Genomic DNA, 14,843 nt, shown 5'->3' with positions numbered 1-14,843 from the left:
ATGACAAAAGAAACAGACCAGCTTTCGTTTATGATTGAAAGTGCTCAGGCAGACAACCAACCAGTTGTCTGTTTGGGTATGACTTTTAAGAACGATGAAGAGCGGAAATTGTATTTCCAAAATGAATTGAGAAAGAAGCTGCCAGAACTAAGGGATATCGAAGGATTTCCAATCGGGAATGATGAAGATATTATTGCGTTGTCGGACCCGCCGTATTATACAGCATGTCCCAATCCATGGATTAATGATTTTATTGAAGAATGGGAACAAGAAAAAGTTGAAATGTATGGTAAGAAGACGGATGAAGAGTATAATCGTGAGCCATTTGCTGCGGATGTTACAGAGGGGAAAAATGATCCGATTTATTATGCTCATAGTTACCATACTAAAGTACCACACAAGGCAATTATGCGATACATGTTAAATTACACGAATCCAGGAGATATTATACTAGATGGTTTTTCGGGAACAGGAATGACTGGAGTGGCTTCACAATTATGTGGTGATAAAGAAGCCATTCAGGATTTAGGTCTTTACATAGATAATCATAACCTAATCTATGACGAAGAAAAAAATTGTATTTCTGAACTAGGAAGTAGGAAGACCATTCTAAATGATTTATCCCCTACAGCTTCATTCATTAGCAAGAATTATAACCTAAATATGAAAAATTTTGATGTTGTTGAATTAGAAATGAAAAAAATAATGGATGAAGTCTTTCTTGAATTAAAAAAATATTATGAAACTGCCCATGTTCCCGAAGATATAGAGCATAAGGTTGAAGCAAAGAAGAAGGGAATCATTAATTATATCATTTGGAGCGATGTTTTTCTTTGTTCAAATTGTCAGTCAGAGTTAGTTTTTTTTGAAGTAGCTGTAGAAGACACTACTGGGAAAGTAAAAGATAACTTTGACTGTCCTTATTGCAAGATTAATTTATCAAAAAGAAGTCTGAATCGAGTGTATGAAAGTAGTTTTGATAATAAAGCTAACGAGGTTATACAACTTGCCAAACAAGTACCTGTTTTAATTAATTATACTTTTAATAAGAAAAGATTTAATAAAAAACCTGATGCCTTGGATTTAGAATTAATTGATGAATTACATTCTATTGTTTCTCCATATTGGTATCCAACAAATTTAATGCCTAAAGGTTACAATACAGCACAGCCATTAAAAAGTCATGGTTATACCCATGTTCATCATTTTTACACTAAGCGTAATTTAGTCACGTTAGCAGCATTTTTCCATAAATTGAAACAATCAAACATGCATACGGAATTACTGTTTATTTTGTCATCTATTCATATTCATGTTAATAAAATGAGACGATATCAACCTGTTAAGCCAGGAGGCACGCCAGGATTACCTGGAACACTTTTTGTTTCTTCTTTAAATGTGGAGTTATCTATATTCGATGTTTTACCAAGGAAACTACGAGATATAAAAAAAGCCTCCTATAATTGCCATCATCTCTCAGCAATTGGGTGTGGATCAGCAACTTCTTTATCTGTAAATGACAATTCTGTTGATTATATTTTTACGGATCCGCCTTTTGGTAGTAATCTAATGTATTCAGAGCTTAATTTCATTTGGGAATCGTGGCTAAGAGTTCAAACCAATAATCAATCTGAAGCTATTGTAAATAATGTACAACAAAAAGAATTACAAGATTATCAGCATTTAATGGAAATGGCATTTAAAGAATATTATCGGGTGATTAAACCAGGCCATTGGATGACTGTTGAGTTTAGCAATTCCCAAGCAACCGTTTGGAATTCCATTCAGGAATCGATACAAAAAGCAGGATTTATTATTGCAAATGTTTCAGCGTTAGATAAAAAGTTTGGCAGCTTTAAAGCAGTTACCTCAACAACTGCAGTAAAACAAGATTTAGTTATATCAGCCTATAAACCAAGAAAAGAAAATATTGAAAAAATGAAACAGGAACAAAACACGGAAGAATCAGCTTGGACATTTGTCAAACAACATTTAGAACAATTACCTGTATTTATTGGTATTAAAGGAGAAGCTCAAATAATATCGGAGCGCACACCGCGTATTTTATTCGACCGAATGGTTGCATATCATGTACAAAATGGATTACCTGTTCCGATTTCTTCTGGAGAATTCCAGGTAGGTGTTGCCCAGCGATTTCCGATGAGAGATGGTATGGCGTTTTTAGAGAAGCAGGTTGCAGAATATGATAAGAAACGAATTCTAGTAAAAGAATTTGCCCAAATGAGTTTATTTGTTTCCGATGAAACAAGTGCAATTGAATGGATACGTCAGCAATTATTGAAAAAACCACAGACTCGTCAGGACTTACATCCAAGCTTTATGAAGGAGATTCAACACATTGCAAAACATGAAATGTTACCGGAGTTGGATGACTTACTATATCAAAATTTCCTTCGCTATGATGGTGAAGCTTCCGTTCCTGATCAAATTGCAAGCTATCTTCGTAAAAACTATAAAGATTTACGCGGCTTAGAAAATGATGATGCAAAGTTGAAAGAAAAGGCATTGAATCGCTGGTATGTTCCTGATCCAAACAAGCAAGCAGATTTGGAGAAGTTGCGTGAGAAATCACTGTTACGTGAATTTGAAGGTTATATTGAAGAGCTTGAAAAAAGTAAGAAAAAGCTGAAACAATTCCGTACAGAAGCAATTCGAGCTGGATTTAAAAAGGCATGGAGCGATAAGGATTACCAAAAAATTGTGACAGTTGGTGATCGTCTTCCTGAAAGTGTGATTCAAGAGGATGATAAGCTGCTTATGTATTACGATAATGCTCAAATCAGGCTAGGACTATAAGCCAAAGACAAGGGGAAAAGAGATGACGAATTGGCGAGATCAAGTGTTAAGACAATTTAATCAAAACAATCCTTTGTATCTTGTTCTTGATCGTGATCAATTGCTGTTAGATGAGATGATTTTAACCAGGTTAAATGAAGAGAATATACAAGTCGTCAATTTTAGTGATAGCATTCTGTTTCGTTATGAATTCGAGCATGAATATCGGACTAGAATTGAACGGAGAGATGGTTGTCTGCTTGTAAGAGCGGAGGGGCAAGTTTATCATGTGTTTTCCTACGACTTACTGCAGACTGGTCAGAGGGTTCAACTTGATTTAGCCAACATCTTCTCAAAGTTTTCGACACAGATTATTAGACAGCTTGATGTAGAAGTATTTGATGCCTTGTATGCCGCACATGAGCGGTATCAAGGCTCTTCTTCTAATAAAGATACGCTAGATTTTCTAACGAAGCATATCTATAAGCTTCCGTATGATTTAGTGTATACACGTGCTGAGCTTTGGAAGCTGCTGCTAACGATTCATTACGAATTAGATTCTATTCCTGATGTTGTGAAAGAATATATTGTGAGTGTACTTATACAGAAGAGCGACTTGGCAGAGATGCCGATTCAAGAGCTTGTTTTCTCATCTTCATTTTTCTATAACTATCTGGGAGCAGAATGGGATACTTTTGTACATCAAGTTCATAATTTAGCAGTGACTCAAAGTGGAGTTGCGATTGAGGATGAATCGTATTATGAAGCTCATCCTTTCACCAATCCTTATATGAAAGGCATACTGGATAATTTGTTTGTGGAGGGCTTACTTCAGCCAGTAGAGGGTCTTCCAGATAACGATTTACCTGCTTGGATGCATGTTGGAATGAAGATTGATACGACAAGAACTGAAAAAATTCAGTTAGAACATTTATATCAACGTTTAAAAGAGTCGACTATCAATGATTACCGTTATAAAGAATGGATTAAATATGCCGAATTATACGGACAGTTTAAACATCGAGCTATAGTAACGGGGACATTTACTCAAGAAGCAGCTGAGATTTCTGATCAAATGAATAAGCCATTTGAAAAATGGATGTTGCAGCATTATGGATTGCTTAGTACCTTACCGCATCTGCCATTGCCAAAGATGGTTCATCATATTTCTCATTATTTAGCAGCACAAGAGGAAAATAAGTTAGCCTTACTAGTGATGGATGGAATGGGATTTGTTCAGTGGGCTCAGATACGTGAGGAACTAATTCGACAGGGGTTATCTTTTGAGGAAAATGGAGTTTTTGCTTGGGTGCCGACCTTAACATCGGTGTCACGTCAATCTATTTTTTCAGGAATGAAGCCATTTTATTTTGCTAACTCTATTTCTACTACTAACAAGGAATCGGTATTATGGAATACTTTTTGGGAGGATCAAGGCGTACCACGTAAAAATATTTCTTATCAGAGGGGTCTTGGTCAGGAGAAATATGAAAAGGAAAATATTTTGCCATTACATCAACCAAATGTAAGAGTGTATGGTGCTGTTATTGATATTGTAGATCGTATGTTACATGGTTCCATACAAGGAGCACGAAGTGTGTCTTCTGAGTTAAGGATATGGTTAGAAACCAACTATCTATATTGTTTGATTAAGGACCTGCAGGAAGTAGGATTCACTATCTACATAACTGCAGATCATGGGAATAGGGAGAGCGTTGGGATTGGACGTATTTCTGAAGGTGTTCTTGCTGAAACAAAGGGAGAACGTGTCAGAATTTATGATTCAACACAATTAAGGGACTATGCCTCAGATAAATATGATCAAACATTAAAATGGAATGATGTTGGCTTACCAGGACATTATCATGTACTATTAGCTAAGGACGATGCCGCATTTGTAAATCGTGGCGAGACGATCATGAGCCATGGAGGTATTAGTATAGAGGAAGTAATTGTTCCTTTTATTAAAGTGATGTCTTAAGCAAGAGGTAGGTTATTTATGGTGAAACCAATAGGATTTGATCAAAAAGTACTGCTTCATCACCTTGATTTTACAGCTAATGAATCAAGAAGATTAGAGCGTAAGGAAATGTATGAAGTACTGGACAATTTTCTTAGGGAAGATATTAAAGGTGCTAAATCACGAAAAAACGCAGTTACAATGTTAATGAAAATTTGGTATTTAGTTGACGAAGACCACACTTTTATTCGTGATAAAGCTTTAGAGATGTTCCCTTTTTTAAAACAAGAAGAACGGGTTTTACTTCATTGGTGCATGACAATATTAGCATACCCCTTTTTTTACGACTTAGTTAAGGAAATGGGAATGCAGTTTCGCATGCAAGATGCGATACCAAGCCAAATCTTAGGCCAAAAGATGAAAAGCCTTTATGGTGAAAGACGTAGGGTAGAGGTTGCAACAAGTGCTGTATTAACAAGTATTAAGTTTTGGGGAGTTACTGAACCTAAAAAAAAACAAGCCTATTCATTGTCAAAAAAATTTGAAGTTCATTCATCAGAACTAAATCAGTTGTTAGCAGAGGTTTTACTGACGTGCAGTGATGTACATATTATTCCATTAGAACTAATGAATAACAATGCTCTATTCTTCCCTTTCGATTATCATATAAAAGCAAGGGACTTGACTGAAGATAAATTTGAACTAGTAAAAAGTATTGATATGACAATGGTAGAGCTAAAAAGATAATGTCCCTTATTCATTTGAATAGGGGATCTTTTATAGGGGGATGTTCATGTTTAGGGCAGGAGATGTTGTAAAAGGGCCGCAGTTTCCTGAAATAGTTGAGGTAAAGAAATGTGAAGCAATAGATGATGTGTTTTATGTTATTGAAGCGATTGGGAGAAATTCGAATCAATTTTTTGAACTGCTTGTTGAAAAAGATACGTTTAATTCAATGGAGCGATTAAATACACATGAAACTAAAAACCAGCAATTAAGTTCGCGGGATATACACCATTACCTGATTTATAATGCCATGCAAAATGAAGTGATGTATGCAAAAACAAGGGCATTAGGTAATGCCAATGTCTTACCATTGCCACATCAAATTGAAGCAGTTTATGGGCGTATGTTACAAGTTCCTCATGTACGTTTTCTATTGGCGGATGATCCAGGGGCAGGAAAGACGATAATGTCTGGAATGCTTATTAAGGAACTTCAGGCACGTCACAGTGTTGATAGGATATTAATTCTGGTTCCACCGCTTGTTCTTAAGCAATGGCAAGAGGAACTACAGGAGAAATTTCAGGAGTCATTTCATATTATTAATAGGGCAGTTGTGAACGAATATGGTGGGAAAAATCCATTTATTTCAAACAATCACTGTTTAGCTTCAGTATATTGGGCTGCAAAAGATGATATTAAACAATTAATCAATGAAGCCCAATTTGATTTAATTATTGTCGATGAGGCCCATAAAATGGCAGCATATACACATGGAACAATAAAGAAAAAGACTACACGGACAAAGCTTTATCAACTGGGTGAAGTTATTTTAAGAAAAGCTCCAAATTGTTTATTACTTACTGCGACTCCTCACAAGGGAGATATGGAAAACTTCCGCCACCTGATGAGGCTCATTGATGAAGATATATTTTCAAGTACTGGAGTTAATGAAACCCTGAGGGAGAAAAGTAATCCATTTATTATAAGAAGATTAAAAGAGAATTTAGTGAATTTTGATGGCACACCGATTTTTCCAAAGCGGACAACTAAAACGATTCAATATCATTTAACAGATGAAGAGCTTGATCTATATGACGCTGTTACCGATTATGTAAGGGATCATTTCAATCGAGCAATGAATAACGGGAAAAACAGTACAGCTTTTGCCATGATGCTATTGCAACGCCGGTTAAGCTCATCTATTGAAGCGATTCATTTGTCATTAGAGCGCCGTTACAAACGGTTAAAAAAGCTTTATCAGCAAACTGAGCAAGAACGGAATAAATATTTAAAGATGATTGAAAAATTGGATTTAACTGAGTACAACGAGGAGTCTAACGAGCAGCAAGAGATGTTGGATAAAAGGCTCGAGCAGGCAATTGATATTATTGACACTAAAGAACTTGAGCTAGAATTAAAAGAACTTAAACGTCTTTTGTCCAAAACCACATATCTTAAAAATTATACAATCGAAAGAAAATATCAAGAGCTTGAAGAAACATTATTTGGAATTGATGGGCTACTCCACCAGGGAGAGAAGATACTAATATTTACAGAAGCTGCGGATACATTACATTATTTGGAGCGAAAGTTATTAGAGCGGGTTCCTAAAATTGCAAAAATAGTCGGTAGTTTTTCCATGGATGAGCGTAGGCGGCAGGTTGAGATGTTTCGGAATGAATGTCAAATAATGATTGCTACAGATGCTGGTGGTGAATCCATTAACCTACAGTTTTGTAATCAAATGATCAATTATGATATTCCCTGGAATCCAAATAAGTTGGAGCAGCGGATGGGGCGTATTCACCGTATTGGTCAAAAGAATGAAGTCTTTATCTTTAATTTAGTGGCACAAAATACCCGTGAAGGTCATGTAATGACCCGTCTGCTTGAAAAGATGGAAAAAATGAAAGAGGATTTAGGCTCGGATCTTGTTTACAATTTTATCGGAGAAGTTTTAGATGACCATTTTGACAGTTTATCATCTCTAATGCAAGATGCAATTTTACACCGAGAGAAGTTAGATGATGTTGTTTCAAAAATGGACAAAGCCATTTCAGAAGAAAACCTAAAACTGTTAAAAGTGCTGAAAGAAGAGCGACTGGATGAGGAAACCATTGATGTACCATCACTCAAGCGTGAACAAAGTGATATTACTGTTAGGAAGATTCCTTATCGTGTGCATGACTCCTTTGTGGATTATATTTTAAAAAAGCGAAATGTTCGTATTTTAGAATCAAATGAGGGCAAAGTGAAGCGAATCGAGCGTATTCCAAAGTTCCTTCGTGAATCATTTCCACAGTTAAATTTGAGTAATTCAGAAACTTACAGGTTTACAGGATACAAGGAATATGTTGAACCAGATATTCCATTGATACAAGAGGATAATCCAATTTATCAATTGGCTTTAGAAATGACAAAAATAGATAGTGGAAAACATGCGCTTAGTCGTTATATGGTTTCATATGATGTACCCGATCATCTAAATATTGAAATATACAGTCTTTCCGTAAACGATGGAACCGGGAAGGAACTTCAAAATGCCCTCATTTATTTGGGAAAAAGACAGGACGGCACGATTATTCAATTAGACCCATACTGGTTGTCGCTAGGCCAATTTGAAGATCCATTAACTGAACTTAATGTTCTGCAAGACTCCGAAATGATGAAGAAAGCATTGGCTGCTGCGATTAAGGTAAGGGATACTGTTCGTTCAAAGAGGGAAGTTCAGTTAAATAAATTATCGAACTACTTAACAAAAGCCTTTAATAGCCAATATAATGATACACTGTCCAAATTAGAAAAATATCAGATGGAGAATTTTGATAACAAAAATTCAGCGCTAATCAACCAAATGAATGCGCAACTCATTGATATCGATGCTAAGAAGGAAGAGCGTACAGCATTAATCGACCGTCAAAGAAACATTACCATGAAGCCTCCCAAGAGGATTATTCAATTGGAATTAATACCAACTGGAAGGTCCAACCGAGTTTTGGCAGCAGATTATCAACGAATCGTAGAAGATTACGAAAAACAAAATGGCCGCCAAAATGTTAAAATGTTTGATAATTTGGCGTTAGTCGATTTTTATAGTGAAAGGTTCACTGGTGAGGAAAGGTATATAATTGTAACGAACGATAGAGGCTTTGCATTAACAGAAGAGCACTTAGTGGATCTTGATGAGATTCTGAAGAATGTCTATGTCTATTTAATAGTAAATGGTCAGGTAATAGAAGAACGTCCATTAAAGGACGAGATGTTTTTATTTTAAGCGGATATTATTCCTTGAAGAGACAATCATTTTTATTGATGGTTGTCCTCTTTATTTTTATAAATCATTATTTTATATAAACTATTTGTGATATTATCTTGAAAGTGTCCAGCTAAGAATGATTTGACGAGATAATAACCAATTTTATTTAAAGGTTAACATTTATTCGAAAAAATAGAGGTAAAACAATGATAATTCAAAATATAGAAATAATCGAAGGGAAATTTATAAAAGAAAGTAAAAATAGATTTCTTTGCGAAGTCTTGATTGATGGGCAAGTGGAAGAGTGTTATGTATCAAATACTTCAAAAATAGGGAAATACATAAATCTGAGTAATAAAACTGTACTCTTATCAAAGAATAAAGGAATAAAGGGAAGGACTAGATTTTCTCTTTTTGCTGTAAAATATTATTGTAAATTTATACTCCTCAACTTTAACAAAGTGAATGAATTACTAGCTTACTATTTTAAAGAAATTGAAATGAAGGGTTCCAATGTCTATACAGTTGAACAAGAAAAAATATTTAATGGTTATAAAGCCGATTTAATTATTAGAGAAAAGGGACTCAATGAAAAAATAATTGAAGCCAAAGCTATACTTGATATAAAACATTCATCAACCTTTCCTAAAGTCCATTCTGAAAGGGCAATTAATCAATTAATTAAGATAAATTCTTTGTTATCTAATGGGCATAGCATTGAGTATTTTCTAGTATCTCTAAGTCCTATTGTTAGACAAATAATTATAGATAGAACATATAAAGAATATTATAAGTTGCTTAATGAGTGTATTGAGAGGGGGCTAATCATTAAAGGGGTATCAGTTGATTTTAGGAGCGGCAATAATATAACGTTTAATGAATTAAAAATAGTTATTACATAATTATTTTATTTTATATTTGGTTAATGAATCATAATTTACGTTCAATGACGGTTATTGGGTAATTCTACTTGCTAATTACCATAAAAAGCTAAATAATAATGTTAACAAATAATTGGGAATGATACTCTATGATCGTTTATGAAGCAACGAAAGAAGAATTTTTAGAAGATGTCCTTCATGATGAACTCGTAAATAATATTTCAAAAAACTATAACTCGAAGATAGGAAGAATAAACGAGAGAGAAGTTCGTGCTTGGAATAATTCAATGCAATATATGTATCGTGTTTTAATGGATAACGAAATTCCTAAGGATGCAGGTGTTGCGATCGAATTTAAGATACCATATACATCTAAACGGGTAGACTTTTTAATTTCAGGAAGACAAGGAAACAAGAATTCTGTAGTGATTGTTGAACTAAAACAATGGCAATCAGTAGAAGTAATTAGAGGGAAGGAAGCTATTGTTAAGACGGTCATAAACCGCGGATTAGTTGAAACAACACATCCTTCATATCAAGCATGGTCTTATGCCGCATTAATTAAGGATTATAATGAAAATGCGCAGAATGAAGAAATAAACCTATATCCTTGTGCCTATTTACATAACTATGTAGACCAGGGGGACAAGGATACACTTACAGATCCGGTTTACCATTACTACATAGAGCAGGCCCCTGTTTTTGTAAAAGGACAAGCAACTCAACTGCGAAATTTTATCAAGAAGTATATCCAATATGGTGACAATAAGGAAAATCTATATAAAATTGAAAAAGGCCGGATCCGACCTTCAAAGTCCTTGCAGGACTCGTTAAGTGCTATGCTTAAAGGCAATCAAGAATTTATTATGATTGATGATCAAAAAGTTGTTTTTGAACAAGCTGTGTATCTTGCGAGAGAAGCGATACGGACAAATACCAAACAGGTATTAGTTGTAAAAGGTGGTCCAGGGACAGGCAAATCTGTTTTGGCAATAAATTTGTTGGTTGAGTTAACAAGTCAAAGTATGGTGTGTCAGTATGTCACAAAAAATGCTGCACCTAGGAATATTTATGCAACAAAACTAAAACAGGATTTCAGAAAAGGGCATATCGATAACCTGTTTAAAGGATCTGGGAGTTATGTCGATGCTCCAAAGGATGAATTCGATGCCTTGATCGTGGATGAAGCACATCGCCTGAATAAGAAGTCCGGTATGTTTTCACACTTGGGTGAAAACCAAACAAAAGAAATCATTAATGCCTCAAAATTCTCCATCTTTTTTATTGATGAACATCAGCGGGTAACCCTAAAAGATGCGGGCAGTATCGCTGAGATACAAAAATACACGAGGGAATTTGGTGCCAATATGAGCATCATGGAATTAGATTCACAGTTTCGATGTAATGGATCTGATGGCTATTTAGCCTGGATTGATGATGTCCTTCAAATACGTGAAACAGCGAACGCAAATGATATTGGAGGACAATATGATTTTAGGGTCTTTAATAATCCAAATGTTCTTCGAGACACTATTACGGAACTAAACAAAATTAATAACAAATCTCGTTTAGTCGCAGGATATTGTTGGAACTGGGATACAAAGGGTAAGAGTAATCCTAATTACTACGACATCATGTTGGACAAATTTGATTTCAAGATGAGTTGGAACCTAGGTAATTCAGAAACCTGGGCAATTGACGAAACCTCTATTAGTGAATGTGGTTGCATTCATACCTGTCAGGGATTGGAATTTGATTATGTAGGGGTTATTATTGGTGATGATCTAAGATATGAGAATGGCAAAGTAATCACTGACCACACAAAACGTGCCAAGACAGACAATTCCCTCAAAGGAATTAAGAAAATGTTGAAAGAAGATCCATATAGAGCCGCTAATCTTGCCGATGAGATCATTCGTAATACATACAGGACATTAATGACACGAGGACAAAAAGGGTGTTTTGTGTATTGTACAGACCAAGCACTTGCGGCTTATCTAGAGGAACGGTTTAATAATACAAACAGAGGGGCAGGAAAAATTACTAAATATTATTCCTGGTCGTATGTTGCTGAAGATGGGGAGGAATATTAGCATACTCCTGTGGCAGTTACTGCCCGAAAGATTTTTTTCAGAGTTGTTCATAAATATTACAAATGAAAGAGTCAATTATTCTAAGAATAGTTGGCTCTTTTATTGTTTTCAATTAAGTGTTTTTTCCATTCCAGTAGACCAAAATTTGACGGTGTTGCCTGTCAAACATTTAACTAATTTTAGGGAAATTGAATCCAGTTTCACCAATTTTGGTCAGTCTAAATTCCTTAAAACTGTTAGAATTTACATAAAGAGTTGAAGAGGGATACCGAAGGTTAGGTGTATCTAAGTAAATTTCACTAAATTTTATTAAGAGAAACAGGATTATTATCCTATTATAACGAATATGTTATATATTTCGTTTTACAAAATAATTTAAAATTCATTTGATGAAGATAAATTTTAAAAAATTTATCCAGAAGGATTTACGCAATGAAGGGATTGGGGAAATTTATGGCTTTTTTACAGTGTAGTTGTGGTTCGTTGTTAGAGGGGATTCAATTAAGTCGTCGCGTGTTATCAAGAGGCGAATATAGATTAGTAGAACTAAAGTTGGCGCAGCACTATCACCCAATCAGTGGCAGAATCTAGATGATTCGACGGGCTGGCTCGAACACTGCCCGGAGGGGGTCTATTGTCCCAAGTGTCATGCTGAGCTTCAGTTGGAACCTCAAGAAAGTGCTGTTTTAGTAGACAAGCGTATTCCAGGGGTTAGTTCTAGCGAATTTGACTCATCGGAAATTATCAACCGTTTAACGGAATTGAGCAAAAAAGAGCGGGCTGAAGTTTATGTTCATTCGATTCCGGAGTCTGAGCCTGTGTATGGTACCATCAACGAACAGCTGCCGGAAAGCCTAAATGCTCCGTTGAACAGAATGAACATCACCTCATTATTCACGCATCAGGCGGATACCTATAATGCGGTAAGGGAAAAGAAGGATGTCGTATTGGTTACGGAAACCGCCTCGGGAAAAACTCTTTCGTTCAATTTGCCGGTGCTGCAGGGCTTGCTCGAGGACCCTGAGGCCCGGGCCTTATACATATTCCCTACGAAAGCACTTGCCGATGACCAGGTTGAACAACTGTATCGTTGGACGGAAGAAATCGTCCCTGATGAGGAATTGGAGCAGGATGAGTGGTTTGAGCGGACGATAAAATTAGGTTCAAGCTATCTTACCTATGGCCGGCTTGATGGCGATACACCGCCAGGCTCAAGAAAACGGCTGATCAAAAATGGGCGAATTCTTTTTACCAACCCGGATATGATCCATCATTCTTTGCTTAAGCAGGTGCAAGGTAATTATCAATCAGCTTCACAGATTGTCAATCTATTAAAAAATCTAAAATATATCGTCATTGATGAGATGCATTTGTACAGGGGAGCGTTTGGCAGCCATGTGTCTCTCGTCCTTCGCAGGTTGCAGAAAGTTTGCGAGGAACTGGGCAATCCCAACATTCAGTTCATTCTATGTTCAGCGACGATTGACAAACCGGAAGTGCTGGCAGAAGAGCTGACGGGCAAACAGGATTTTGCGCTTGTTGACAATGATGGCTCTGCAAAAAGAAAACGTCATATTGTGTTTTGGAATCCTGGCGTCACCTTGGATACTAGCGAGCGGAAAGCCCCCATATCGGATGCGTTATCGATTGCCGAAAATGTCCTTGTTCACGATGAACGCGTCATCCGCACCATTATGTTTCAAGGTTCCCGGCTACAGGGGAAGGTAACGGCAAGATCGATGAAGGATGTTTTACGAAAAAAATTGCGCTTGAACCGGGAAAGTGTCAGCGGTGTGCAGCTAGCTGCTTTTTATAATGGCATGCTAGCCGTAGATGAACGGAAACAGGTGATTCATGCGATTAAACGCAGTGATGTCCATCTGGTGATTGCGACCAATGCGCTTGAGGTCGGAATTGATATTGGCGATTTAAGCTTTGCGATTCTTAGCGGTTATCCTGGCAGCAAAGCGGCTTTTTCCCAGCAAATTGGCCGTGTCGGCAGAAAGGGAGAAGGTGTAGCGGTGATGCTGTTTGAGGATGAGCCACTTCAGCAGTACTATATGCAGAATCCAAAAATCTTTTTGGAGAAGCCGCCAGAGGTTGTCAGAATCGACCCGAAAAATGAAAGCTTATTAAAATTACATTTGCAGTATCTTCAGGAGGAATTGGGACGGGACCTTACCATTGAAGATATCCTATTTTTTGTGAATGATCAGCGGCTGGCCGACCTGCTATTGGATGAAATCCCATCAGGAGAAATAGGAGAAAGATGCAACCTGCGCTCGGGCTCCACTGTCAATTATAAGGTTGTCACGAACAAACAGCATGAAGTGCTTCTTGATAACGTGGATGAATGGACTGCGCTTCGTGATTTTCATGAAGGCGCTGTTTATTGGAATGCCAACGAAAAGGCTTATCGTGTCGACAGTATTAATCGAAAAAAACATGAAATTATTGTAGCACCGATTAGAGGCGAGTTGGAGTACTATACACAATCCATGTTTAAGGATTCTATCAGCATTGCGGACGAGCAGCAGACCATCGATATGGACGAAATGGTCCAATCCACTGGCGTCTTAAACATCAAACGCTCTGTTTTCGGGTTTGCGAAAAACTATTTTGGCAAAAAAATTCAGGAAAAAGTGGCGCTCGACAATCCACTGGTCGCCAATTTTGAATCAGAAGGCTTTTGGATCGTCTTAGGGGAAGACATGATTAATGAATTGAAACTTACGCTTGGCTTTGACTACACCCAGGAAAAGCTGGACGGGTCGATTCGGGCAGCCGAGCACGTCCTATTGTCGGTCATCCCGGATACGATTATTTGCGATGGCAACGATATTTCCAGTTTCTCCGGCTTGTCGATGTCTGGGTTCGGCAATAACCCGGTCATTGGATTCTTCGGTAATCAATCAGGCGGTATGGGGGTAACGAAAGCAATTGGAGAGCACCTCGATAGGCTTTCTGTCAGTGCCTTGAATTTATTGGAAACCTGCTCCTGTGTGGGAGGTTGTCCTTCCTGCATCCAATATCCTGGGAAGGATAATGATCATTTATCCAAAGCCGGAGGAAGACAAGTACTTAAAATAATTGCTGAAACGGTTACTAGTTATGGAGTGGAGGCTTAAATA

Annotated in this window: 7 protein-coding genes; all 7 read left to right on the top strand. The window is 36.9% G+C overall.

Annotated features, from left to right (window positions below):
* Complete coding sequence (locus tag KHB02_RS07295) at window positions 1–2,817, top strand: DNA methyltransferase (RefSeq protein WP_213145783.1); 2,817 nt, start codon at window positions 1–3, stop codon at window positions 2,815–2,817.
* A 22-nt stretch (window positions 2,818–2,839) separates the two neighbouring features.
* Window positions 2,840–4,777 (top strand): BREX-3 system phosphatase PglZ, encoded by a 1,938-nt coding sequence (gene pglZ, locus KHB02_RS07290; RefSeq protein ID WP_213145784.1) that lies wholly within the window; start codon window positions 2,840–2,842, stop codon window positions 4,775–4,777.
* A gap of 18 nt (window positions 4,778–4,795) precedes the next feature.
* On the top strand, window positions 4,796–5,503 hold the full coding sequence (locus KHB02_RS07285; RefSeq protein WP_213145785.1) for a hypothetical protein: 708 nt from the start codon (window positions 4,796–4,798) through the stop codon (window positions 5,501–5,503).
* 46 nt (window positions 5,504–5,549) lie between these two features.
* Window positions 5,550–8,756: a DEAD/DEAH box helicase gene (locus KHB02_RS07280; RefSeq protein WP_213145786.1), complete on the top strand. Its 3,207-nt coding sequence runs from the start codon at window positions 5,550–5,552 to the stop codon at window positions 8,754–8,756.
* Window positions 8,757–8,944: 188 nt separating this feature from the next.
* Window positions 8,945–9,640, top strand: coding sequence for a DNA/RNA nuclease SfsA (locus KHB02_RS07275; protein ID WP_213145787.1), 696 nt, complete (start codon window positions 8,945–8,947; stop codon window positions 9,638–9,640).
* A gap of 128 nt (window positions 9,641–9,768) precedes the next feature.
* Entirely contained in the window at window positions 9,769–11,712 is a 1,944-nt protein-coding gene (locus KHB02_RS07270) for a DUF2075 domain-containing protein (protein WP_213145788.1), read from the top strand.
* A 662-nt stretch (window positions 11,713–12,374) separates the two neighbouring features.
* Complete coding sequence (locus tag KHB02_RS07265) at window positions 12,375–14,840, top strand: DEAD/DEAH box helicase (RefSeq protein WP_213145789.1); 2,466 nt, start codon at window positions 12,375–12,377, stop codon at window positions 14,838–14,840.
* Window positions 14,841–14,843: the final 3 nt, after the last annotated feature.

This window comes from Neobacillus citreus (assembly GCF_018343545.2).
GTDB lineage: Bacteria > Bacillota > Bacilli > Bacillales > Cytobacillaceae > Neobacillus > Neobacillus citreus.
Note: the sequence above shows the minus strand (reverse complement) of the source record. Positions and strands in the feature narration are given on the sequence as shown.

Bases quoted from the DNA above. Each gene is read 5' to 3' on its own strand.
- KHB02_RS07295 (WP_213145783.1), top strand. From the start codon at position 1: ATGACAAAAGAAACAGACCAGCTTTCGTTTATGATTGAAAGTGCTCAG.
- KHB02_RS07270 (WP_213145788.1), top strand. From the start codon at position 9,769: ATGATCGTTTATGAAGCAACGAAAGAAGAATTTTTAGAAGATGTCCTT.
- pglZ (WP_213145784.1), top strand. From the start codon at position 2,840: ATGACGAATTGGCGAGATCAAGTGTTAAGACAATTTAATCAAAACAAT.
- KHB02_RS07285 (WP_213145785.1), top strand. From the start codon at position 4,796: ATGGTGAAACCAATAGGATTTGATCAAAAAGTACTGCTTCATCACCTT.
- KHB02_RS07280 (WP_213145786.1), top strand. From the start codon at position 5,550: ATGTTTAGGGCAGGAGATGTTGTAAAAGGGCCGCAGTTTCCTGAAATA.
- KHB02_RS07275 (WP_213145787.1), top strand. From the start codon at position 8,945: ATGATAATTCAAAATATAGAAATAATCGAAGGGAAATTTATAAAAGAA.